Source organism: Labrys sp. Lb11 (genome assembly GCF_057554225.1).
In genome coordinates, this window is the sequence record NZ_BAAJOT010000002.1 from 841,624 (window position 1) to 865,531 (window position 23,908).

Below are 23,908 nucleotides of genomic sequence, written 5' to 3' on the forward strand. Positions count from 1 at the left end.
TCCCTCAAAGGAGAAGCAATCATGAGGGAATGCGTAAACACTTGTCCGCTAGGCTCGGAGAAGATCGCGTGAGCCGTCGCCTCGTTCTTGTCACCGCCTGCGCCCTTCTCGATGCCGACGGCCGCGTGCTGATCGCGCAGCGGCCGGAGGGCAAGGCGCTGGCAGGCCTCTGGGAGTTTCCCGGCGGCAAGGTCGAGCCCGGCGAGCGCCCTGAGGAGACGTTGATCCGGGAGCTGAGGGAAGAGCTGGGAATCGAGGTCCAGGAGGCCTGTCTCGCACCTCTGACGTTCGCGAGCCACGCCTATGACGACTTCGTGCTGCTGATGCCGCTCTGGGTGTGCCGCCGCTGGTCCGGCAATCCCGTGGGGCAGGAGGGGCAGGCTCTCAAATGGGTGTCGCCGAAGCGGCTCAGGGACTTCCCGATGCCGCCGGCCGATGCGCCCCTCATCCCCGCGCTCATCGATCTCGTCTGACCGGGATCGACGTGCACGGGGGACCGCGATGGCTGGCGCAACACGAACGATCCGACGGCAGACGCGGCGCTTCCTCGCGGACGAGCGCGGTGCCACCGCCCTCGAATACGGGCTGATCTGCAGCCTGGTGTTCCTGGTCTTCGCCGGGGCTGTCTACGCCCTGTCCGACACTCTGATGACGAACTTCTGGGACAAGATCGAGGCTGGCGTGGTCCAGGCCAACGGCGGCTGACGCCGGCGCTATCGCCTTGCGCGGCCGGACGGCCCGAGTTCCACCGTGCCGAGCGCATCGGCCAGCCGCATCCTCGCCGAGCCCGGCTTCAGCGGCTGCTGCTGGCTCTGGTGCGGCGCCCATCCCGACAGCCAGACGACCTCGAACGTGGCGCGGATGCGCCCGTCGGCGTCGGAAAAGCGCTCGCGATAGATCTCCGCCATGCGCAGCAGCGTCGCGCGCCTCGCCGGTGTCCGACGGCGCTGGGCCAGGATGTTGGTCGCCGCCATCGCCCGCAAATCCGCCATCAGGGCGAAGGCGTGATCGTAACGCACGGTGAGCACCTCGCTGTCGGTGACCGGCAGGGCAAAGCCGGCCCGCTGCAGCAATCCGCCCATGTCGCGCACGTCGGCAAAGGGAAAGACATGCGGACTGGCGCCGCCCTCGACCTCGGCCTCCGCCGCCGTGAAGGCCTGGCGCAGCTCGGTCAGCGTCGTCCCGCCCGCCAGCGCCGCCAGGAACAGGCCATCGGGCCGCAGCGCCCGGCGGATCTGCACCAGCACGCCCGGCAGGTCGTTGACCGCGTGCAGCGCCAGGCCGGAGAGCACGAGATCCGTGCTGCCGGGAGCCAGAGGCAGCATCTCCTCGTCCGCCACCACCTGCGGCGCCGCCGCCGCCGGCCCGAGCCGCAGCAGCGTCCCGACCACCGGCGCGACGGCGTCGGCGACCGCCGGCGACAGCGAGCCGACCTCCACGGCGCGCTCGAAGCGCCGCAGCACCGTCGACAGGCGATCGGCCATGTCCGCGGCGACGTGGCGCAGCAGGAAATCGGCCGGCGCGGCAGCGGCCCGGCGGTGGCGCTGGGCCAGGAGATGGCGATCGAACAGGCGAGGCGCTGTCATGGCGTCTCCATGGTGCGGTCCGCCGGCCAGGGACGGAGGGAGTTGGACCGGCGCGGGATGACAGCACCCCGCCGCGCTGTCTATCACTGCAGCCGGCGGGCCGCGACCCGTCTCGGAGCCCGTGCGACATCGATGAAGACCGTGTTCACCTCCCGCCATCTCGGCCATGCCGGCCACGTCGAACTGAACAATGGCCGCATCGTGCCGGCCTTCGAGAAACCCGAACGCGCCGAGATGATCCGGGCCGCCGTCGAGGCACGCCGCCTCGGCCCGGTGGTCGAGCCCGAGGCCCACGGCCTCGATCCCGTCCTGCGCGTGCACGAGGCCGGCTATGTCCGCTTCCTCTCGCAGGCCTGGGATCTCTGGATCGCCGACGGCCGCGACGGCCCGGCCCTGCCGAGCTTCTGGCGGGCGCCGGGCATGCGTGCCATCGAGCCCGAAACGCTCGACGGCAAGCTCGGCCATTTCTCCTTCGACGCCGGCTGCTGCATCGTCGCCGGCAGTTTCGATGCGATCCGCGCGTCCGCCGACGTCGCCCTGACCGGCGTCGCCCTGGTCTCGTCCGGCGAAAGCTCCGCCTTCGCCCTCTGCCGCCCGCCCGGCCACCACGCCCATGCCGGCACCATGGGAGGTTATTGCTACGTCAACAATGCCGCGGTAGCGGCGCAGGCCTTCCGGGACCGTGGCGCCACGCGCGTCGCCGTCCTCGACATCGACTATCATCACGGCAACGGCACCCAGTCGATCTTCTATGGCCGTTCCGACGTGCTGGTCTGCAACATCCATGCCCATCCCGGGCAGGAATACCCCTATTTCCTCGGCTATGCCGACGAGACCGGCTCCGGCGAAGGCGAAGGCTTCAACCTCAACCTGCCCCTTCGCTGGGGCGCGGCGTTCGACGCCTGGAGCGCAGCCCTGGAGGCCGCCTGCGGAAGGCTGGCGGCCTACGCGCCCGACGCGCTGGTGGTGTCGCTCGGCGTCGACACCTACAAGGAGGATCCGATCTCGCAGTTCCGGCTGGACAGCCCGGACTACCTGGCGATCGGTGCCCGCATCGCCGCCCTGCGCAGGCCGACGCTGTTCGTCATGGAGGGCGGCTACGCGGTGGAGGCGATCGGCGTCAACGTCGCCAACACGCTGGAAGGCTTCGCCGGAGCCTGACGCCATGCCCCGCCTGATCGCCGTCGACGATCCGTCCGATCCCAGTGTCGAACCCTATCGCGACATTCGCGAGCGCGACCTCAAGGGGCGCGGCGGCCGCTTTGTCATCGAGGGCGAGGTGGTGCTCGCCGCCGCCCTGAGGCTCGGGCGCTTCGCAGTCGAGTCCCTGCTGCTGGCGGAGAACCGCGTCGAGCCGTTGGCGCCGCTGCTGGCGCATGTCGACGAGACCGTGCCGGTCTATGTCGCCGGCCGCGCCGTGCTCGACCGCATCGCCGGCTTCCCGCTGCACCGCGGCGTCCTGGCGATGGGACTGCGCGGCGAAGCCCTGGCACCGGCGGCGCTGATCGCCGGACTGCCGCGGCGGGCGCTGGTGGTCGTGCTCTCGGCCATCGCCAACCACGACAACATGGGCGGCCTGTTCCGCAACGCCGCCGCCTTCGGCGCCGACGCCGTGCTGCTGGACGAGGCCTGCTGCGATCCGCTCTACCGCAAGAGCATCCGCGTCTCCGCCGGCGCGGCCCTGGTCACGCCCTTTGCCCAGGGCCCGTCCGCCGTCGCGCTCTGCGATGCCCTGCTGGCGCAGGGCTTCGACGTCCTGGCCACCAGCCCGCGCGGCGCCGAGCGCCTCGGCGAGGTCGCGCCGCCAGCCAGGGCTGCGGCGCTGTTCGGCGCCGAGGGCCCCGGCTTGCCCCAGGTCCTGCTCGACCGGCTGCGCAGCGTGCGCATCGACATGGCCGGCGGCTTCGACTCGCTCAACGTCGCCACAGCCAGCGGCATCGTCCTGCATCATTTGCGGGCCGGGTGAGCCCGGCCCGCCGCCCGCTCAGCCCTTCACCAGGTCGCCCAGGAGATTGGCCGCCACGGTGAGCTTGGCCAGGGTCAGGCCGCCGGCCGCGATTTCCTCCACCGCGCGGCGGATGCGCGCCGCTTCCGGATGCGCCCCCAGCCAGGCATCGACAGCCGCCGCCCCCGCCTTGCCGCTGCCGAGCATGTCGGCGACCAGCCGCCGCTCGGCCGCCGCGATCTGGTCGACGGCGCGGTCCACGGCCAGGCGCTCGTAATAGTCGCTGGCCGAAATGTCGCGCGCCGCCCCGGCCAGTCGGTCGAGGCGAAACACGGCCTGTGCCGCATAATTGGTCGCCGCCGCATCGGCGAGCGGCATGCCCGTGCGCTCGGCCACCAGCACGATGTCGGGCGCGGCGGCGAGCGCATCGAGATCGGCAAGGCGCCGGGCGGTGTCCGCCGGCACGCCGGCCGCCTCGAGATCCTGCCCGGCCTTGGCGCGGACGGCGGCGGCCTCGGCCGGCAGGGCCGAGTCCAGCGCCGCGGCGATCTGGTCGATACCGGCCCGGAACCTCGGAACGACCACGTCCAGGCCCGCGCTGAAGTCGACATTGCGCACGAACCAGACCACGCGCGAGAGCAGAAGGTCCTGGATGCGGGCATAGAGCTGGAGCTGCAGGGCGCCGTCGATGCGGTTGTCGAGCACATCCAGCGCCTCGTTGAGGCTGCTCATGCCATAGGCGTCGCGCACCACGGCGAAGGCCATGGCGAGGGTGGTGAGGTCGGCACCGGTCTCGTCCATCAGCCGCACCGCCGCCGCCGGGCCGGCCCGGTTGATCGCCGAGTTCGCCAAGCCCGTGGCGATGATCTCCCGCCGCAGCCGGTGATTCTCGATCGCGTCGGGGAAACGCTCGCGCAGCGCCGACGGGAAGTACCGCACCAGTTCGCGTGCGAGATAGGGGTCATCCGGCACGCCCGTGGCGAGCAGGTCGTCCTTCAGCGTCAGCTTGGCATAGGCCAGCAGAACGGCCAGCTCCGGCCGGGTCAGCGGCTGGCCGCGCCGCGTGCGCTCGGCCAGCGCCAGGTCGTCCGGCAGATACTCGACCGCCCGGTCGAGCAGGCCCCGGCTCTCCAGGCTCTGCATCAGCCGGGCGAGGAAACCCGTCTCCGCCACGCCGCGCCGCTCGGCGAGGGAGAGGGACAGGGTCTGCAGGTAGTTGTTGCGCAGCACCAGCCCCCCCACCTCGTCGGTCATGGCGGCGAGCAGGGCATTGCGGTCGGCCGTGGTCAGCCGGCCGTCGCGTTCGGGCCGGGTGAGTGCGATCTTGATGTTCACTTCGACGTCGGAGGTGTTGACGCCGGCCGAATTGTCGATGGCGTCGGTGTTGAGCCGCACGCCCGCCTGGGCCGCCTCGATGCGCCCGCGCTGGGTGACGCCGAGATTCGCGCCCTCGCCGACCACCTTGGCGCGCACGTCGGCGCCGGTGATGCGGATCGGGTCGTTGGCGCGATCGCCGACCTGGTCGTCGGTCTCGCTCGAAGCGCGGATATAGGTGCCGATGCCCCCGAAGAACACCAGATCGACCCGGGCCTTGAGGATTGCCGTCATCACCTCCGCCGGCGTCGCCTCCGCCTTGTCGAGGTCGAGCATGGCCCGGACTTGCGGCGTCAGCGGGATGGCCTTGAGCGAGCGCGGGAACACGCCGCCGCCTTCCGAGATCAGCGCCCGGTCGTAGTCCTGCCAGCTCGAGCGCGGCAGGGCGAACAGGCGGACCCGCTCGGCATGGCTGCGCGCCGGGATCGGATCGGGGTCGAGGAAGATGTCGCGATGGTCGAAGGCGGCGACCAGCCGGGTCGCCTCGGAGAGCAGCATGCCGTTGCCGAACACGTCGCCGGACATGTCGCCGACGCCGGCGGCCGTGAAGGGCGTGGCCTGGATATCGGTGCCGAGCTCGCGGAAATGCCGCTTCACCGCCTCCCAGGCGCCGCGGGCGGTGATGCCCATGCCCTTGTGATCGTAGCCCTGGCTGCCGCCGGAGGCGAAGGCATCGCCCAGCCAGTGTCCCTTCTCGGCCGAGATGGCGTTGGCGACGTCGGAGAAGGTGGCCGTCCCCTTGTCGGCGGCGACGACGAGATAGGGGTCGTCCCCGTCATGGCGCAACGTGTCGGCCGGCGGCACGATCCGGTCGCCGTCGATGTTGTCGGTCAGCTCCAGCAGCGAGCGGATGAAGATGCGGTAGGCCTCGGTGCCCTCGGCCAGCCAGGCATCGCGGTTGGAGGGCGACGGCAGCAGTTTCGGCACGAAGCCGCCCTTGGCCCCCACCGGCACGATCACCGCGTTCTTCACCTGCTGCGCCTTGACCAGGCCCAGCACCTCGGTGCGGAAGTCCTGGGGCCGGTCCGACCAGCGCAGGCCGCCGCGCGCCACCTTGCCGAAGCGCAGATGGATGCCCTCGACCTGCGGCGAATAGACGAAGATTTCATAGAGCGGCTTGGGCGCCGGCAGGCCCTCGACCTTCTGCGATTCGAACTTGAAGCTGATCACGCCGCGCGGCTGGCCGTCGGGGCCGACCTGCCAGACATTGGTGCGCACCGCCGCCTGGATCAGGTTGGTGAAGCGGCGCAGGATGCGGTCCTCGTCCAGCGAAGTGACCGCCTTCAGATCTTCCTCGATCGCCGCGACGAGCATGGCCTCCCGGGCCGCCCGTTCGCTCGGCGTCAGTTGCTGGCGCGGGTCGAAGCGAGCCTTGAACAGGTCGACCAGCTTGCTGGCGATGCCGATGTTGCGCGTCAGCGTCGCCCACATGTAGTCCTGGCTGAAGCGGGCCCGGATCTGGCGCAGATAGAGGGACAGCGCCCGGATCACCGCGACCTCGCGCCAGCCCAGCGCGCTGCGCAGCACCAGCGCGTTGTAGCCGTCGGACTCGGCCCGGCCGCCGACCACGGCCATGATCGAGGCTTCCAGACGCCCGACCAGCTCGTCGGTGATGTCGACGGCCCCGCCGTCGGCCGTCTCGATGGTCATGTCGTGCAGCCAGACCTGCGGCACGGCCGGGGCGCCGTGCGGCGCCACCCGGTAGGTGCGCTCGTCGACGACGCGCAGGCCGTGGTTCTCGATCACCGGCACGCGGTAGGACAGGGTCAGCGGGTTCTCGCGGGCGAAGACGCGCAGGCCGAAGCGGCCGGGGCCCTCGTCCTCGGCGGTCCTGTGGACGCTCATCGCCACCGGCCGCTCCGGGCTCAGCCGTTCGATGATGCGGATGTCGGCGATCGCCTGGGCCGGGCCGAAGGCTTCCTGATAGGCCTGGGTGAAGGCCGGCGCGTAGCGGGCTGTGAGGAAGCGAGCGCCGTAGCCGTCCGTGCTCGCCCCGAGCGCGGTCCTCAGCTTGTCGGCCCAGGTCTCGGCGATGGCGCCGAGCGCCGCCTCCAGCTCGGCGCGGGGGATCAGCGGCGTGGCGTCCTCGTAGCGGCCGATGATGTAGTGAACGCGCGCCAGCGGCCCCTCGGGGAAGGAGGCATAGGCGGCCGAGAGCCGGCCCTTGTAGACGGAGGCGAGATAGTCGCCGATGCGCGCGCGCACGTCAGTGTTGAACTTCTCGCGCGGCAGGAACAGCAGGATGGAAACGAAGCGGTCGAACTTGTCGGGCCTGGCCAGCGCCCGCAGGCGCGGGCGCTCGTAGAGCATCAGGATCTCCATGACGAAGCCGAACAGCGTCTCGACATCGATCTGGAACAGCTCGTCGCGCGGATATTCCTCCAGGATGTGCAGCGCCGCCTTGCCGGAATGGCTGTCGGATTCGAAGCCGGCGCGGCGCAGCACCTGCGCCACCTTGTGACGGAGATAGGGGATCTGCCGCACCGAGCGGGTATAGGCGGTGGAGGTGAGCAGGCCGACGATGCGCAGCTCGCCCTCGAGCCTGCCCGACGGCGCGTAGAGCTTGACGCCGACATAGTCCATGTGGATGCGCCGGTGCACCCGGCTCTTCACATTGGCCTTGGTGACGATCAGCGCCGTCGGCTCGCGCAGGAACTCGCGGATCTCCGGCGTCATCACCACCAGCTCGGCGCCGCGGCGCAGGATCTTGACCGAGGGATCGCGCAGGATGCCAAGGCCCGGCCCTTCCACCACCTCGGCCGTGGCCATGTCGGCGGAGGCGAAGCGGTATTCGCGCAGGCCCAGCAGCGTGAAGTTGTTGGCGGCGAGCCATTGCAGCAGCTGGCACGCCTCCTCCACCTCCTCCTCCGGCAGCGAGGGCGGCGCCACGCGGAAGGCCTCCACCGCCTGCTCGACCCGGGCGCGCATCTCGCGCCAGTCCTTCACGGCGGCCCGCACGTCGTTGAGCGTGCGGTCGAGCCCATCCACCAGCGCCGCGCGGATCTCGGGGCTGTCGATGCGGTCGATATGGACGTGGATCAGGCTCTCGCGCCCGCCCCGCCCCTGCGGATCGGCCGCGGCGTCGCCGTAGAAATGGGTCAGCCGGCCTTCGCCGTCGCGCTCGACCGACAGGATGGGATGCGCGACGAGCTGCACCTCGATGCCCTGCTCGGTGAACTCGGCCATGGTCGAGTCGAACAGGAAGGGCATGTTGTCGTTGATGATCTCGACCACCGAGATCTCGCGTCCATCCGGCATCACCGGGTCGACGATGCGGATGTCGTGATGACCGGGCGTGCGCTTGGCCACATGCTCCCAGGCCTGCGCCGCCAGCACGGCGAGCGAGGCGGCATCATGGGTCGAGAGGTCTTCCAGCGTGGTGCGGCCGAACAGCAGCTCGGTAAAGGAAGGCGGAGCCCCACCGGGAGCCATCGAATCCGCCGCCTGCCGGATCAGTGCCGTCCGCGCCTCGTCGTCCCGCCACGCCATCATGTTCTCCCATCAGCACGCCGTCTGGCCCGCGGCGATTGCCCCCGGAGGTTAGCGGAAAATACGCCGGCCGGCAGCGTCTATCCGCCATCTCCCGCCATCTTGGCGCGACATAATGACGGCAGCGCGAATAATATCGCCGCGTCCGTGTTCACCGGCGAGGACGTCCCCCAGCCCGGACCGGAGTTTCCATGCCGCGTGCCCGCATCCTCGCCCTCGCCACCGCCGCGCCGCCGCACATCCTCGACCAGGCGGAGGTGGCGCGACAGGCCGCCCGCATCTTCGCGCCGCGCATGCGCGACTATGGCCGGCTCGAGGGCATTTTCCACAACGCCGGCATCCGCCGGCGCCGGGCGGCGCGGCCGATCGCCTGGTATCTCGACGCACATGGCTGGCCGGACCGTTCCGCCGCCTATCTGGAGGTGGCGGGAGACCTGTTCGCCGAGGCCGCGGGCCGCGCGCTCGACCAGGCCGGCCTCGCAGGCCGCGACATCGACACCATCGTCACCGTGTCCTCGACCGGCGTCGCCACGCCGAGCCTGGAGGCGCGCGCCGCGGCGCGGATGGGCTTCCGCGCCGACGCCTCGCGCATCCCGGTCTTCGGGCTCGGCTGCGCCGGCGGCGTCACCGGCCTGTCGCTGGCCGCCCGCCTGGCCGAAGCGCGGCCGGGATCGGCCGTGCTGCTGGTGGTGGTCGAGCTCTGCACGCTGTCGGTACGACTCGACAAGGCCGACAAGGCCAACCTCGTCGCCGTCGCGCTGTTCGGTGACGGTGCGGCCGCCGCGGTGCTGCGCGCCGGCCCGGGCGGCCTGCTCGCCGTCGAGGGAGCGGGCGAGCGCACCTGGCCGGGCACGCTCGACATCATGGGCTGGTCCGTCGACGCCGAGGGGCTCGGCGTCATCTTCGACCGGGCCATCCCGCCCTTCGCCGAGCAGCATCTTGCCGCCGCCGTCGACGCGATCCTGGCCGCCCAGGGCCTGTCGCGAGCGGATGTCGGACGCTTCGTCTGCCACCCCGGCGGCACCAAGGTGCTCACGGCGATCGAGACGGCCCTGGATCTGGAAGGCGGGTCCCTGGTCGAGGAGCGCGCCGTGCTGGAGGATTTCGGCAATATGTCCGCGCCCACCGCCCTGTTCGTGCTCGAGCGCGTGCTCGCCGCCCCTCCGCCCGGCCGCATGGCGCTCACCGCGCTCGGGCCGGGCTTCACCCTCAGCTGCGCCAGCCTGGTTCCGGCATGACCGCGCCCGACCCGCTCGCCGCCGCCGTCCTCGCCTTCGTCACGGCCGAGCGGCTGGCCGAGCTCGCTTTCGCCCGCCGCAACACGGCCCGGCTGCGGCGGGCCGGCGCCGTCGAGCATGCCGCCGGCCACTATCCGCTGATCGTCGCCCTGCATGCCGCCTGGCTCGCCGGCCTGTGGCTGCTCGCCTGGTCCAGGGCCCCGGATCTCGGCTGGCTCGCGCTGTTCGGCCTGTTGCAGGGGCTGCGGGCGTGGACATTGGCGAGCCTCGGGCGGCGCTGGACCACGCGCATCCTCGTCGTGCCGGGGGAGAGGCTGGTCAGCCGCGGCCCCTACCGCATCCTGCGCCATCCCAACTATGCGGTGGTGGCCGGCGAGATCCTGGTGCTGCCCCTCGCCTTCGGCCTCGCGGGCTATGCCGTCGCCTTCAGCCTCGCCAATGCCGGCCTGCTCGCCATCCGCATCCGCGCCGAGGAGCGGGCCCTCGGCAGGTCTCCGGAACCCGCCCGCAGTTGCGAGCCTGAGCAGCCCCGGCAGGCCTGAACCACAGCCGGCGATTGCCGCTGCGGCGAAATGGGCTATACCCCGGCGGTCTCTTCCGAAGGACGATGGGTCATGTCTGGGAATGCGAATGCGGCGGCAGGTTCCATCGACGCCGGCGAGATCGACCGGTTCGCCCGCCTCGCCGCCGACTGGTGGAACCCGCGCGGCAGCATGAAGGCGCTGCACCGGCTCAACCCGGTGCGCCTGGCCTATATCCGCGACCGGATCGCCGACCGGTTCGGGCGCGATGCCCAGGCGCTGGACGGCCTCGCCGGCCTCGCCCTCGCCGACATCGGCTGCGGCGCCGGCCTGCTCAGCGAGCCGCTGGCGCGGCTGGGCGGCACCGTCACCGGCCTCGACGCCGCCGCCGCCAGCATCGAAGCGGCGCGGCTGCATGCGGCGCGCTCGGGCCTCGCCATCGACTATCGCTGCGCCGCAGCCGAGGAGATCGCGGCCGCCGGCGAGCGCTTCGACGTGGTGCTGGCCATGGAGATCGTCGAGCATGTCGTCGACGCCGCCGCCTTCCTCGCGACCTGTGCCGGCCTGGTCAGGCCGGGCGGCCTCCTGATCGTCTCCACCCTCAACCGCACGCTCAAGGCGCATGCGCTGGCGATCGTCGCGGCCGAATATGTGCTGGGCTGGCTGCCCCGGGGCACGCATCGCTGGGACAAGTTCGTGACGCCGGCGGAGATCGAGGCCGCGACGACCGCCGCCGGCCTCGAGACCGTCGACCGTCGCGGCGTCGTCTACGACCCGCTGCGCGACCAGTGGCGGCTCGGGTCGGACCTCGACGTCAACTACATGATGACGCTGGCGCGGCCCTGAGAGCCGGACGACCTTCGGCTCAGGCCCCGGCCGGTCAGTTGCGCTCGTCCGGCACGCCCGGCAGCGGGTAGAACTCCACCCCGTCCTCGATCAGGGCGCGCGCATCCTCGGCTGTCGCCTCGCCATGGATCGAGCGGTGCTCGATCTCGCCGAAATGCATCTTGCGGGCTTCGTCCGCAAAGCGCTTGCCGACATCGTCCGAGTTGCGGATCAGGGTGCTGCGCAACTCCCGCAGCTTCTCGCGCAGCTCCGCCTCCTGCGGCGAGACCAGCGCCACCGGCTGTTCGGCTCCCTCCGGGCCCGCCGCCGGCTCGGCACGGCGCTGGGCGCGATCCTTGCGGGCCACCTGCGGCGCCATGATCGCCTTGCTGACGCTGTTCGAGCCGCAGGTCGGGCAGCTCAGGAACCCGCGCTCGGCCTGCGCGTCATAGGCGGCGGCATCGCGGAACCAGCTTTCGAAGTCGTGGCCCTTGTCGCAGGCCAGGGCATAACGGATCACTCGGCCGCCCTCATCACAGTGCTTTCGGCAAACTCGACCTCGAACGGCCGCGCATTCCTCAGATTGGGGATCTTGCCGCGCGTCGCCGCCACGGCGTGGACGTCGATCTCCGCCATGATCAGGCCCGGCTCCTTGCCGGCATCGGCCAGCACCCGCCCCCACGGATCGACGATCAGGGAATGGCCGAAAGTCTCGCGTCCGTCTTCGTGCAGCCCGGCCTGGGCGGCCGAAATCATGAAGGCGCCGTTCTCGATCGCCCGCGCCCGCTGCAGCACGTGCCAATGCGCCTCGCCGGTCTGGCGGGTGAAACAGGCGGGAGCCGAGATCACCTCGGCGCCGGCGTCGCCATAGGCCCGGAACAGCTGGGGAAAGCGCACGTCGTAGCAGATGCCGAGGCCCAGGCGCGCAAACGGCAGATCCGCCAGCACGGCCTTGCCGCCGCCATCATAGGAGTTGGACTCCCGCCAGCTTTCCCCGCCGGCGAGATCGACATCGAACAGATGGATCTTGTCGTAGACGGCGAGGATCTCGCCCTGCCCGTCGATCACGAAGGCGCGGTTCCGCGCCTTGTCGCCGACACGCACCGCCATGGAGCCGACATGCAGCACCAGCCCGTTGTCGCGGGCGATGGCGCGGAAGGCGTCGAGCTCGGGATTGACCTGGTCGTCGCCGATCACCGCCATCAGGGCGGCCCGGTCCCGCTCCACTGCGGTGGTCATCTCCGGCGTCTGCAAATAGGCGACGCCGGCCGCCTTGGCCTCGCGCGCCGCCCGGGCGACGGTGTCGACATTGGCAGCAGGCTTGCGGGTCGAGCGCATCTGCAGGCAGGCGGCGACGAAACGCATGATGTCCTCCTCAGGCCGCGAGCAACGGATCGAGTCTGCCGGCGGCGTCGAGATCATGGAGATCGTCGCAACCGCCGACATGGATCTCGCCGATGAAAATCTGCGGCACGGTGCGGCGGCCATGCGCGCGCACGCTCATCGCGGCCTGCTCCTGCGGCTTGCCACCGACGTCGATCTCCTGGAAGGGAACGTTCTTCCGACGCAAAAGGTCCTTGGCCGCATCGCAATAAGGACAGGTGGACTTGGTGTAGATCACGACCGGTGGCATGGGGCACCCAGAGTATTGGATACACAGAACATATAGGCTTTTGCCCTCGCCTCACAAGGCACCTACTCGACTCCGCCGCGCATGGCCCGGGCAAAGGCAAGCACGTCGACATTGGCCGCGCCGGCGCGCAGCAGCGTCCGCGCCGCCGCCTCCACCGTCGCGCCGGTGGTGATGACATCGTCGACGAGCACGATGCGCCGCCCCTTCAGGTCCGGCCGCCGCGTCTCCGGCACGGCAAAGGCGCCCTGGACGTTGCGGGCGCGCTCGTTGCGGCTGAGCCCGACCTGCTGGACCGTACGCCGCCGGCGCACCACCAGGAAAGGGTCGTAGGCCACGCCGGAAAGGCGGGCGATCTCCTGGCCGAGCAGGCCCGACTGGTTGAAGCGCCGCCGCCACAGTCGCCACCGGTGCAGCGGCACGGGCACGACCAGGTCCGCGCCATGCAGGATATCCGCGCCCGCCCGTGCCATCAGGCCGCCGAGCACGGGCGCGATGTCGACGCGGTCGCCATATTTCAACCGGTGCACGAGGTCGACGGCGACGCCGTCATAGCGCGCCGCCATGCGCGCCTTGCCGAAGGCCGGCGGATCGGCGATCGCCTCCGCCGACAGAGCGCCGTCGCCGTGATCGAAGGCGAAGGGAATGCCGAGCCGTTCGCAATAGGGCCGCTCGATCAGCGGCAGGGCGGCCCAGCAGGCAGGGCAGAGCGCGCGATGCGAGCCGGTCGGGACAAGGCAGGCCGGGCAACGCGGCGGCAGCAGCAGATCGGCGGCACGCCCGGCAAGGCGCCGCAACGGTTCGGCCCAGGTGAGGTCCGCGATGACCATGCTCATGCCGCGCTCAGCCCGGGCACGAGTGAAGCACTGCGCGGCGGCCTTGAACAGTCCGTCCGCGCTCGCACGCAAATCCCATGGCCGGGCCGGTCCTGGCCACCCACATGCGCCTGCTCGTCGCGGGCGGACTACAACCGTCGCATGCGGATGGACAGGACGAGCCCGGCCGTGAGGGAACGCCGCGCGCCGCGGTCCTGGGCGCGTGGACAGGGCTGGTCCGGAGCGGCGAGGTCACGGACGCAAGGCATGCCGCCCCGGCCGCAAGGCTGACGCAGGCGGCGTTTTCGCGCGCGCCCGGATCGGCTTCACCCCTTCCAGCCGGCCTCCTTCGAGCAGGACTCCTGCTCGGCCGGATGAGTCTTCTCCCATGCGGTGATCGACAAGGTCTCGTCGGACGACATCTTGTTGTTCATGCACGTGCAATAGACGGCGACGGTCTGCGCCGACTGGTTCTGGTCGGCATTGTCGGAGACGCACTTCTTGATCCAGGCGGCATCGTCGGAGTTGGCGGACGCGGGACCCACCGCGATGAGCGCCGCAAACGCCGATGCCACGGCGGCGGCCTTGAAGAAGACGGTCATGACACATTCCCTGCGCTGATCCCGACGAGCCCGTGCCGCCCTGCCGCCGACGCCGCCAGCGCTCACCCGCGGCGATCGGTGCCGCAGATTGGCCCGCGGCGGCCGCGCCTGTCGTCTCAATGCCTGCGGAAGACGTCTCGATTTGCGCAAGACGACATGGCGCGTCCTAGCTTCGCGACCGGCGCAGGAAATCCCGCGGCGCCACGCCGTAGACCGCCTTGAAGGCCCGGTAGAAGGTGGCCAGGCTGTCGAAGCCGCACGTGAAGGCCGTGGCGGCCACCGAAGCGTCGGCTCCCTGCTCCAGTCGCTGGCGCGCCAGGGCGACGCGGCGCAGCGTCACCGTGCGCGAAAAGCTGACGCCGGTCGGCTCGAACAGCGAATGCAGTTGCCGCTCGGAGATGGACATGAGGCCCGCCACCTTCGAGACCGACAGGTTCGGGGAGCGAAGATGCCTGTCGATCAGGCGGCTCGCCAGTTGCAGGCGGCCCTCCCGCTGAGCGGCGAGCGTCCGCTCGTCGGCCGGCCCGCCCTGGCCGCGGGCGCCGAGCGCCAGCCAGGCCAGCGTCTCGATCGCCACCTGCGCCGCCTCGCCGTGCAGACGCGGCGCCTGCTGCACGAAGCTGGCGAAGCAGGCGGCCAGCATCGGCGCCAGGCCGGTGTCCTCGCGCACCAGCCCCGGCGTCATCCGCCGACAGTCGAACAGCGGCTTGCAGACGGAGAACGGGATCTTCACGATCCGGAAATGATAGCCGCCGCGCGTGGTCGGCCGGGTGAGATAGGGCAGATCCGAATAGCTGGCGGCGAGCCCCCCGCTCGGCACGATGAACTCGCCGCCGCCGGTCTCGAACCAGCCGCCGCCATCGGTCTGCTGGTAGATGCACAGGCTGTCGCTGGGCGTCCGCTCGATGTCCGCCGCGTGGCGCATCACGCGATAGGGCGAGGCATGCACCTCCACCACGCTGGCGGGCCCGACCGGCAGCGCCGAGAACGAGCCCCGGAACGATGCATGCGCATCGCGTTCCAGCTCGGCGGTCACGCCGAACAGGTTCTTCGCCCGCACTTCCCGCCAATAGGCGAAGCGCTCGGACTTGGGCACGATGTCCGTCGACCAGGTCGGCATGGCACGATGACGTGAAGGATCATCGACCGGGATAGCGCATCGCGGGGTTGTCGTACAACGGCTTTGTCGCCCCGCTTCGGCCCGGCCGGCGCCTCCGGCGAGGCGTCGCAGCGGCTCGGTCCGGCTGATATCCGCGACGGCCATGCCCGTGCGCGCCAGCCCGCGGCGGCGAAGCATCGAGCCCAGCGCCGGCATCACGGCCTCGATACGCCGGGTCCCGCGCCGGGATGCCGATTCAAACGAGGACGCGGCGAATTTCCATGCTTCCTCGAACGCTGCGCACCACGCGCATCCTGCATCGACGGGGACGAGAGAGAGGGGGCCGGCCCCGCTCCACAGCGTCCAGGGGACCGTACGATGCATGCCATCCGCAACAGCATCCTCGACACGATCGGCGATACTCCCGTCGTTCATCTTGCCCGCATCGGCGGCGGCTCCGCCTCGCTCTACGCCAAGGTCGAGGCGTTCAACCCCGGCGGCTCGGTCAAGGACCGGCTCGCCATGGCGATCGTCGAGGAGGCGGAGCGGACCGGCGCGCTGCGGTTCGGCCAGACCGTGGTCGAAGCGACCAGCGGCAATACCGGCATTGCCCTTGCCATGGTCTGTGCCAGGAAGGGCTATCCGCTTGTCATCGTCATGCCGGAAAACGCCAGTCTCGAACGGCGCAGGCTGATGCGTTTCTTCGGCGCCAAAGTGGTGCTGACGCCCGCCGTCGAACGCGCCAGCGGCGCGATCGCCAAGGCGGCCGAACTGGCGCAGACGCACGGATGGTTCCTCTGCCGGCAGTTCGAGACGCCCGTCAACGCGGATATCCATGCCCGGACGACGGCTCGCGAGATCCTTGCGGCCTTCCACGACCGCCGCCTCGATTGCTGGGTCACGGGCACGGGGACCGGCGGAACCCTTGCCGGCGTCGCCCGCGTCCTCAGGCGTGAGCGGCCGGAAACGCGGATCGTGGTGTGCGAGCCGGACAACTCGGCGCTGCTGTCGAGCGGCATACCACAGGCTTTCGACGAACACGGCCGGCCGGCGCGGGCGCACACGCGCTTCCGGCCGCACCCGATCCAGGGCTGGAGCCCGGACTTCATCCCCCGGATCGTCGGCGAGGCGATGACCGATGGCCTCGTCGACGAGATCCTGCCCATTTCCGGCGGTAGCGCCCTGAGCGCGGCCCGCAGGCTCGCGGAAGAGGAGGGAATCCTGGTCGGCATCTCCGGCGGCGCCACTCTCGCCGGCGCGCTCGAACTGGCCCGGCGGCCGGGACCGGCGCAGAACATAGTGTGCATGCTGCCCGATACCGGGGAGCGTTATCTCAGCACGGTCCTGTTCGACCATGTCAGCGAGGAGATGACGCCTGAGGAGGAGCACATCTCCCGCTCGACGCCCGGATATCGCTTCGACCGGCCGCCGTCCTTTGCCCAGCCCGCCACGCCCCCCGGCGACATTCGGATCGATCCGGCGGCCGACGCCCTGATCGACCGAACGATCCACGACCACGGGCATGCGGTCGTCGTGTTCGCATTGGCCTGGTGCGAATTCTGCTGGACGGTGAAAAAGCTGCTCGACCACGCCGGCATCGCTCACCGGTCGATCGACATCGATGCGCCGGAGTTCAGAAGGAACGGGATGGACGGCGAAATCCGCAAGGCCCTGAGGGCCCGGGTCGGGTCGCCGACCATCCCCCAGGTCTTCGTCGGCGGCGAGCATGTCGGCGGCTGCATGGAGACGCTTGCCGCCTGGCGGGACGGCACGCTTGCCGCCCGTCTGGACTTGATCGGTGCCCCGCACCGCAAGGGCGCGTGCCCGAATCCCGAAAGCCTGCTCCCCCGGTGGATGCAGTCCAAGGCGTCACGCCCGCCCTCCGAGGGGTGACCGGCAGGTCCGGGAGAGCCCGTTTGAACATGAGAGAGCCGCGCCGCCTCTCATCACCCGGCGTGACGAAAACACGCCATTTCCACTGCCGTTCAAACGACGCGTTCCACGCCGGCGGCGCAGACATCGGGTCGGCCCGGGGCAAAGCCCGGCCACGCCCCCACCCCAGGAGAGTGACATGCAAGACGACACGATGACGATCGACAGGCCCGCGGGCAGGAAAGCACCGCCGGCGCCGCGCAACGGCGTCGACACGCCGGCGCTGTTCGCCACCATCAACGCCGTTGCAGGGCAACCCGATCTCGCCCGGTTCAGGTTTCGGGCCAGGAACCGCTGGGTGTCCGGCACGCACAGCACCAGCACGATGGCGCATTTCTTCGGCGCAGGCGCGGAGCACGCGCATGCGCTCTCCCATCAGGCCGAAGCCGACCACCCCGCCGTGCTTTGCGGACAGGATCAGGGCCCGACGCCGGTCGAATACCTGCTTCATGCGCTCGCCTCCTGCCTGACAGCAGGCATCGCCAACATCGCGGCAGCCCGCGGCGTGACGCTGCACGAGGTGGAATCGACGGTCGAAGGCGACATGGACCTGCGCGGCATCCTCGGTCTGTCCGAGGAGGTCCGCAACGGCTACCAGGGCGTCCGCGTCAGCGTCTCGGTGAAAGGGGACGCTCCGGCGGAAAAGCTCAGGGACATCGTCACGCAGTCGCGCGCCCGCTCCGCCGTGTTCGACGTCCTGACCAACGGCGTGCCCGTCACGGTCAGCATCGACGCCTGAGCCATCGTTCCGGAACAGCCGCATCGCCGCCTCGACCGGATCGAGGCCCGCGATGCGGCCCGAGCCGCGTTGCCAGCCAGATGAAGCGCACGGATGTCGTTGTTGTCGGTGCCGGCCAGGCCGGCCTTGCCATGAGCCGATGCCTTGCCGTGCGCGGCATCGACCACGTCGTGCTGGAGCGCGGCCGGATCGGCGAGCGCTGGCGCAGCGAGCGGTGGCATTCGCTTCGCCTCCTGACGCCGAACTGGATGACTCGCTTGCCGGGAGGCGGCTATCGCGGCCCGGATCCGCACGGTTTCATGACCGTGGCGGAGACGGTGCGGTTCCTGCGGGACTATGCGCGCCTGGTCGGCGCGCCCGTGGCATGCGATGCGAACGTGCTCTCCGCCAGCCGGTCCGGCGGCGGGTATCGTCTCGTGACCACTCAGGGCGAATGGACGGGACGCGTCCTGGTGATCGCGACCGGATACTGCGACATTCCCAGCGTGCCGGCCATGGCATCGAGCCTCTCGCCGCGCATCACGCAGGTCGTGCCTTCGGACTATCGCTGTCCCGGCCAGCTCGCGGATGGCGGCGTCCTGGTGGTCGGCGCTTCCGCGACCGGCGTGCAACTGGCCGAAGAGATCAGCGCCTCGGGGCGACCGGTCACCCTGTCCGTCGGCCGGCACACGCGCGTGCCCCGGCGCTATCGCGGCAGGGACATCATGTGGTGGCTCGACCGGCTCGGCAGCCTGAGCAGATCCAGGACGGATGTACCGGACATTCTCGCCGGCCGCACGGAACCCTCGCTGCAGCTCGTCGGCAGCCCGGACCACCGCGTGATCGACCTTGCCGTCCTGCATGGCGCGGGCGTCCGACTGGCAGGACGCGTGTCGGGCATCGACGGGTCGCATGTCCGGCTTGACGGCGACCTCGCGCAGACGACAGCCGCCGCCGACCGCCGGCTGGCTCGCATCCTCGGCGGTATCGATGCCGCGGTCGAAAGGGGCGGATATGGGCAGGCAGACAGGGAGGAGGTTGCCAGGCCCGTCCTTCTCCAGGCCGACTCCCTCGGGCTGGATCTCGCGAGGAAGGACATAAGGACGGTGATCTGGGCCACCGGCTATCGCCGCAGCTATCCTTGGCTGACCATGCCGGTCCTCGATGCACGGGGCGAGATCATGAACGAGGGAGGCACCTGCCCGATGCCCGGCCTCTATGTGCTCGGGCTCAATTTCATGCGGCGGCGCAATTCCAGCTTCATCGACGGCGTCGGGCGCGACGCGGAAGACCTTGCCGCGCACATCGACGGCTACCTCGCTGCCCGCTGTCGCGGCCGGGAAACGAGACCACGGCGATCAGCGTCACCGGGATTGCGGTAGCTGCCCCCGCCGCCGTCGCCCGCTCAAATCGCAGCGCGCGGTCCGCCAAGCCGAGACCATGGCGCAGCGGCGGCGCGGGCGGCAACCGGAACACCGGTATCGAGGAAGCTGTCCCGCAGCCGCATCGCGCCGAAAAGCGCCGCGGCCTCTTCGAGGGTCGACGCCGCGGCGGCCATACTGGCGCGATGCTGCGCCGATCCCAGGGCGCGGAGGGACCGCGCAAGCTCCGGCCGCAGGTCCCGCGCCCGCGCCAGCGCACATGCCTCCTCCAGCAAGGCCAGGGAGGCCTTGGACGATCTGAGCTCGGCAAGCCCCCTCAGAGCCAGGACCTCGCTCCAGGGATCCGCGCGCCGCCGGGCCAGGTCCAGGGCATGGGCGAGATTCGCCGCCGCCTCCGGTTCGCGCAGCCGCGCGCGCAGATAGGCCAGCATGGTCCTCGCGTGGCACTCCCAATGCGGCAAATCCAGCCGCTCCGCCTCGATGATCGCCGTCTCGAGGGTCGCATAGGCCGCTTCCGTCTCCCCGAGCATGAACTCGGCGTGGCCGAGGATGGTGAGAAGCCAACGCTGCACCAGGAGCACGCCGTCGGCTTCCGCCGCCTTGGCGCAGTCACGCAGGCTGGCGACGAGGTCCGGGTCGGGACCGCGCAGCACACCGACGAAGCCGGAGAAGAAGGCTGCCCCGCACGTGTCGAGCGGCCTGGCGACCTCGCCGGCGACGCGTTGGAGTTCGGCCAGGGCCCGATCGGCATCGCCGAAACGGCCCAGGAGCGCCGCCGCCTGGGCGCGGCATCCCAGATACCAGACGGCGCGCGCGCCGATCTGGCCGAACCGCTCATGGCGCCATCGGCTGGTGAAATTCTCCTCGTGAGGAGCGAGCCGTGCCAGCACCTGCCGCGCTTCGCCGCGCAGGACATGGGCTTGCGAGGCGGCCAGGTCGGACTCGCCGATGCAGAGATCCATGCCGGCCGCCGACGCGTCTCGGTTCAGCGTCTCGGCCGGTTCGAGCGCCTCCTCGTAGCGGCCATGGCAACTGTTGAGGTAACTCAGATGCAGCAGGACGTCCGATATGCGCTGGCGATCGCCCAGTTCCGCCGCCAGGCCGCGCGCTTCCAGCAGGGGTTCCAGCGCCTTGCGATAGGCCCCCAGGACGCCATAGGCGGTACGCATCCTGACGCGCAGGTCTATGGCCTGCGCGATGGTCTCCGGCGTCCGCGGCAAGGCAGCCACCGCGCTGCGCGCGTTTTCGAGGAACTGCGCCGCCGCGGCATAGGCGGAGCGCTCCTCCGCCCGCTGCGCGGCGGCAAACAGGCAGCGGGCGGCCGTCTCCCACCGTTCGGCCCGGACCGCATGCTCGGCCAATTGTTCGATGTGATGGGTGAGCGAGTCGGCGTAAAGCGCTTCCATCGCCGCCAGCACGCGTGCGTGCAGCGTCCTGCGATCCTCCACAAGGAGGGAAGCATAGGCGACGTTCAGCGTCAGCGCATGCTTGAACGTGTACTCGACATGCGGGTAGCTCTGCACCTCGAAGAGGAATTCCAGGTCCTTGAGCCTGTCCAGCGCCGTTTCCAGCCCGGTCTCCGGTGCAAGGCGCCGTATCAGGGGGGCCGGGACGTTTCTGCCGATCACGGATGCGATCTGCAGGACCTGCCGCTCGATATCGCTGAGCTGCCCGATGCGCGCGGCGATCACCGACTGGATCGAGGACGGGATGACGACGGTATCGATGGCGCCCACGGGGCGGAATCGCCCCGGCTCGCCGGCAAGCGCGCCGCTTGCGGCGAGTGCGCGCACCATCTCCTCCAGGAACAGCGGGGTTCCTTCGGCGCGTTCGGCAAGAAGAAGGCGCAACTCGCGCAGGCTGGAATCGGGGCCGAGCAGTTCGCACAGGAACCGATCCGCGTCTTCGCGAACGAAACGCTCGAGCCTGATCTGCTGGAAATAGCCGCGCCTGCCCCAGCCGTGCCGATATTGGGGCCTGTAGGTCGCGAGGAGCAGGATGCGGTTGGCGCCGACGGTCTCGACCAGCCGGTCCAGGACTTTCTCGCTCTCCGCATCGATCCAATGCAGATCCTCCACCAGAACGGCGACGGGCGATACCCGACTCATCGCCACCAGGAACGTGGTGACGGCCTCGCGGATCAGCCGCGTCCGTTCCCGTGCATCGATCTGTCGCCAATCGGCATCCTCCACAGGCAGATCGACAAGAAAGGAGAGCGGCGCGATATGGCGGGAGTCGAGGCCCAGCTCCGCGTGCTTTCGCAAAAACCGGCCGCGCGCTTCAGGCAGCGCGTCCTCGCCGCGAATATCGCAGGCGGACAGCAGCAGCTTCTTGATGACGCCCAGCGAGACGGCCGAGTCGAACTCGAGGCCGCCGCTCTCGAGCACGGTGAAGGCGGCCACCTCGCCGATAGCCAGGAACTCGTGCGCGAGCCTCGACTTTCCAAGTCCGGCATCGGCGACGATGCCGACGACCTGCCCCTGGCCTTCCCTGACCCGCCGCCATGCTGCGAGCAGGCTCTCGAGTTCCGTATCGCGTGCGGTGAGCTTGGTCAGCCCGCGATTGGCCCTGAGATGCCAGCGCGAAAGCGCCTGATTCTCACTCAGGAGTTCATAGACGTGCTCGTCGCGGCCGAGTTGTGGATACTCGGAGTGTGTCATGCGCTGCATCTGCGCGTAGCCGCCGGCCGCCGTGCGGGCCCGGGCTGTGGCTGCAATTGTTGCCCGGTGCAGCGCCCGCATCAGGCGGTTGGCCGCACGCGGCGCGAGGCCGTTCAGCTCCGTGCGGTTGCCGTCGGCGGTCCACTGATGCCGAACGATCACTTCACCGGTATCGATGCCTGCCCTCACCTGGGAGGTTCCCCGCGACGCATCCTCCACGGCAAGCCTGGCGGCAAGGGCCGCGCGACAGGCGAGGAACGCATGGTCTTCGGTTGCTCTCGCCAAGCCGAAGGCTGCCGTGACGGCGCCGTCCATGCCGGCCGTCACGACGCCGCCATGCTCCTCGATCACCTGGATCAGCCGATCATGGACAGGCTGGAGCTGGCGGATCGCCACTTCCGGATCGGCCGTCTCGAACACGTGCATGGGAGACACCACCTCCGCCGCGAGCACGGTGACGTACTGGCGCGAGCGGTCGATCCCGAGCTTGGTCCGCGGCAGGGCGAGCTGCCGCGTCTCTTCCGGGTCGGTCAGGAAACGGTGCGCCTCCTCCACGAGCGTGGCGAAGGCCGGTTCATGGGCCAGCAGCACATGGTTGGCGCTGTCGAGCGCCAGAAAACGCGCCCCGGGAATCCCGGCGGCTATCGCCTGCCCCAGCTCGAACGGAACGGCGGCGTCGCGTGTCGCGTGCGCGACGAGCGTCGGCACGCGGATCCGGGGCAGGAGCGCCTCCACGTCGATGTCGGCAACTTCCTCGAATATCCGATGCGCGACGTCGGCGGAGGTCGTGGCACGCTGCAGTTCGTTGTACCATTCCTTCTGCTCGGGCGTTGCCTCCGGGATGTACATGGATGTGAACATCTGGCGGAAGACCGGATCGTCCTGCCCCCACCCCTCCCGGATCAGCGCGCTCATGGCTTGGCGCCGGGCAGCCCCGCGCGCATCCGCCCTCTTGCGCCAGCCCCGGGCGAAGCCGCCGTACAGGACCATGCCGGCCACACGCTCGGGGTGACGCGCGGCATAGGCGATGGACACCGCGCAGCCCTGCGAAATGCCGAGCAGGAACACACGGCGAGACCCGGCTGCGTCGACGACGCTCTCCAGGTCGGAGACCATCGCTGCGAAGGACAGATCGGCGGGATCGCGGTCCGACAGGCCGTTTCCCCGCTGGTCGTAGCGCACGAACCGGAAGCGTGCCGAAAGCGCTTCCATCCAGTGCTTCCAGATGGGGCTGTCCCAGTCGCGTTCCAGGTGCGACATCCAGTGGGACGCCTTGACCAGGGGCGGACCGTCGCCGCTCAGCGCGTAGGCGAGCCGAACGCCATCGGGCGTCACGCATCCGCGGATTTCCTGGACGAGGAGAGGCTTCTCCGCGGCGGGAAGCTGCGTCCCTCCGACCTGGGGTGGCTGTTCTCCGGTCCGGACCGTCCCTCTGTGCGCATCGTCCTCCGCAGGCCTGCGCTGAAGCAGGACCGACTGCCGGGCAGCGTCGCACAGCCTCTGGATCTCGGCGCGAACGCCGTGGTCATCGGGTTCCAGTGCCTGCAATGCGTGCGCATGCGGCAGCGCACGAGACGGCTCGTCGGCGAGGCGATCGATCAGCGTGCGCAGAAGGCGAAGGCGCGTCACGCCGAGTTCATCGCCGATCGCCACCCGCCAAGCCTCGAATTCCGGGCAGCGGGGCAGCGACAGGTCATCGAGAAAGCCGCCTCGGAAGAGGCCGACGAGTTTCTCCAGTGCTTCGGTGTCGAGAGCCTCGATGTCGCGATGGCCCAGCTCGCGCAACGGCTTGATGTCGACAATGATTCGGCTGGTGTCCAGGCCCACGACATTGCGGTCGGCCTTCAGAATGCCGTCGCGCCCCGACGGGAGAATTTGCCGTATCTTGGAGAGGCTCCAGCGGAGTGCGCCGCGCGGGTCGTCCGGAATCTCCCAGAACATCTCGCACAGACGCTCGCGCCGCTGCGGCCGGTCGACAAGCGCCAGATAGGCAAGAAGCGCGCGGGTCTTCCTCGAGGGCGGGAGCAGGACGGCCTCGCCGCCGCGAAAAGCGGTCAGGCTCCCGAGAACGCGAATCTCCAACGACACCCCG

General features: G+C 70.1%; 19 protein-coding genes. 10 read left to right on the forward strand and 9 right to left on the reverse strand.

Translation table 11 applies throughout. The annotated features are described in order from the left end of the window. The first annotated feature begins 29 nt into the window (after positions 1–29). On the forward strand, positions 30–473 hold the full coding sequence (locus AC27L4_RS09040) for a (deoxy)nucleoside triphosphate pyrophosphohydrolase (protein WP_487141753.1): 444 nt from the start codon (positions 30–32) through the stop codon (positions 471–473). Between the two features lie 28 nt (positions 474–501). After that, positions 502–705 (forward strand): Flp family type IVb pilin, encoded by a 204-nt coding sequence (locus AC27L4_RS09045; protein ID WP_487141754.1) that lies wholly within the window; start codon positions 502–504, stop codon positions 703–705. An 8-nt stretch (positions 706–713) separates the two neighbouring features. Here the strand turns inward: AC27L4_RS09045 and AC27L4_RS09050 are convergent, their stop codons facing one another. Beyond that, a complete protein-coding gene (locus tag AC27L4_RS09050) occupies positions 714–1,586 on the reverse strand; it encodes a class I SAM-dependent methyltransferase (RefSeq protein ID WP_487141755.1) in 873 nt (290 codons plus the stop codon). A gap of 132 nt (positions 1,587–1,718) precedes the next feature. On the opposite strand from AC27L4_RS09050, the gene AC27L4_RS09055 reads away from it, so the two are divergent. After that, a complete protein-coding gene (locus tag AC27L4_RS09055; protein ID WP_487141756.1) occupies positions 1,719–2,747 on the forward strand; it encodes a histone deacetylase family protein in 1,029 nt (342 codons plus the stop codon). A gap of 4 nt (positions 2,748–2,751) precedes the next feature. Continuing rightward, positions 2,752–3,552 carry a TrmH family RNA methyltransferase gene (locus AC27L4_RS09060; protein WP_487141757.1) on the forward strand — a complete coding sequence of 267 codons (801 nt, stop codon included), beginning with the start codon at positions 2,752–2,754 and terminating at the stop codon, positions 3,550–3,552. Positions 3,553–3,570: 18 nt separating this feature from the next. Here AC27L4_RS09060 and AC27L4_RS09065 read toward each other — a convergent pair whose 3' ends face one another. Next, positions 3,571–8,394, reverse strand: a complete 4,824-nt coding sequence (locus AC27L4_RS09065) for an NAD-glutamate dehydrogenase (protein WP_487141758.1) — start codon at positions 8,392–8,394, stop codon at positions 3,571–3,573. A 191-nt stretch (positions 8,395–8,585) separates the two neighbouring features. Between AC27L4_RS09065 and AC27L4_RS09070 the strand changes: the two genes are divergently transcribed. From AC27L4_RS09070 to ubiG, 3 genes are all read left to right on the forward strand, one after another. After that, positions 8,586–9,632, forward strand: coding sequence for a type III polyketide synthase (locus tag AC27L4_RS09070; RefSeq protein ID WP_487141759.1), 1,047 nt, complete (start codon positions 8,586–8,588; stop codon positions 9,630–9,632). Next, the gene (locus AC27L4_RS09075) at positions 9,629–10,174 is read left to right on the forward strand and encodes an isoprenylcysteine carboxyl methyltransferase family protein (RefSeq protein WP_487141760.1); all 546 of its coding nucleotides are present in this window, start codon (positions 9,629–9,631) and stop codon (positions 10,172–10,174) included. Before AC27L4_RS09070 ends, AC27L4_RS09075 begins: the two co-directional genes overlap by 4 nt. 72 nt (positions 10,175–10,246) lie before the next feature. Next, on the forward strand, positions 10,247–10,999 hold the full coding sequence (gene ubiG, locus AC27L4_RS09080; RefSeq protein ID WP_487141761.1) for a bifunctional 2-polyprenyl-6-hydroxyphenol methylase/3-demethylubiquinol 3-O-methyltransferase UbiG: 753 nt from the start codon (positions 10,247–10,249) through the stop codon (positions 10,997–10,999). Positions 11,000–11,033: 34 nt separating this feature from the next. Here the strand turns inward: ubiG and AC27L4_RS09085 are convergent, their stop codons facing one another. The 6 genes from AC27L4_RS09085 to AC27L4_RS09110 form a co-directional block, all read right to left on the reverse strand. Beyond that, the gene (locus AC27L4_RS09085) at positions 11,034–11,498 is read right to left on the reverse strand and encodes a DUF1178 family protein (RefSeq protein ID WP_487141762.1); all 465 of its coding nucleotides are present in this window, start codon (positions 11,496–11,498) and stop codon (positions 11,034–11,036) included. Further along, a complete protein-coding gene (locus tag AC27L4_RS09090) occupies positions 11,495–12,343 on the reverse strand; it encodes a carbon-nitrogen hydrolase family protein (RefSeq protein ID WP_487141763.1) in 849 nt (282 codons plus the stop codon). The genes AC27L4_RS09085 and AC27L4_RS09090 overlap by 4 nt, the downstream gene beginning before the upstream one ends. A 10-nt stretch (positions 12,344–12,353) precedes the next feature. Then, a complete protein-coding gene (gene grxC, locus AC27L4_RS09095) occupies positions 12,354–12,611 on the reverse strand; it encodes a glutaredoxin 3 (RefSeq protein ID WP_487141764.1) in 258 nt (85 codons plus the stop codon). Between the two features lie 62 nt (positions 12,612–12,673). Beyond that, entirely contained in the window at positions 12,674–13,444 is a 771-nt protein-coding gene (locus tag AC27L4_RS09100) for a ComF family protein (RefSeq protein ID WP_487141765.1), read from the reverse strand. A gap of 305 nt (positions 13,445–13,749) precedes the next feature. Further along, complete coding sequence (locus tag AC27L4_RS09105; protein ID WP_487141766.1) at positions 13,750–14,025, reverse strand: hypothetical protein; 276 nt, start codon at positions 14,023–14,025, stop codon at positions 13,750–13,752. A 166-nt stretch (positions 14,026–14,191) separates the two neighbouring features. Further along, the gene (locus AC27L4_RS09110; RefSeq protein WP_487141767.1) at positions 14,192–15,145 is read right to left on the reverse strand and encodes a helix-turn-helix domain-containing protein; all 954 of its coding nucleotides are present in this window, start codon (positions 15,143–15,145) and stop codon (positions 14,192–14,194) included. Between the two features lie 357 nt (positions 15,146–15,502). Here AC27L4_RS09110 and cysK point away from each other — a divergent pair, with 357 nt between their 5' ends. The 3 genes from cysK (at position 15,503) to AC27L4_RS09125 (ending at position 19,156) form a co-directional block, all read left to right on the forward strand. Beyond that, entirely contained in the window at positions 15,503–17,017 is a 1,515-nt protein-coding gene (gene cysK, locus AC27L4_RS09115; RefSeq protein WP_487141768.1) for a cysteine synthase A, read from the forward strand. A 193-nt stretch (positions 17,018–17,210) separates the two neighbouring features. Further along, positions 17,211–17,795 carry an OsmC family protein gene (locus AC27L4_RS09120; protein ID WP_487141769.1) on the forward strand — a complete coding sequence of 195 codons (585 nt, stop codon included), beginning with the start codon at positions 17,211–17,213 and terminating at the stop codon, positions 17,793–17,795. A gap of 80 nt (positions 17,796–17,875) precedes the next feature. Next, the gene (locus AC27L4_RS09125) at positions 17,876–19,156 is read left to right on the forward strand and encodes a flavin-containing monooxygenase (RefSeq protein WP_487141770.1); all 1,281 of its coding nucleotides are present in this window, start codon (positions 17,876–17,878) and stop codon (positions 19,154–19,156) included. Between the two features lie 23 nt (positions 19,157–19,179). Here the strand turns inward: AC27L4_RS09125 and AC27L4_RS09130 are convergent, their stop codons facing one another. Then, positions 19,180–23,904 (reverse strand): alpha/beta fold hydrolase, encoded by a 4,725-nt coding sequence (locus AC27L4_RS09130; protein ID WP_487141771.1) that lies wholly within the window; start codon positions 23,902–23,904, stop codon positions 19,180–19,182. Between the last annotated feature and the right edge of the window lie 4 nt (positions 23,905–23,908).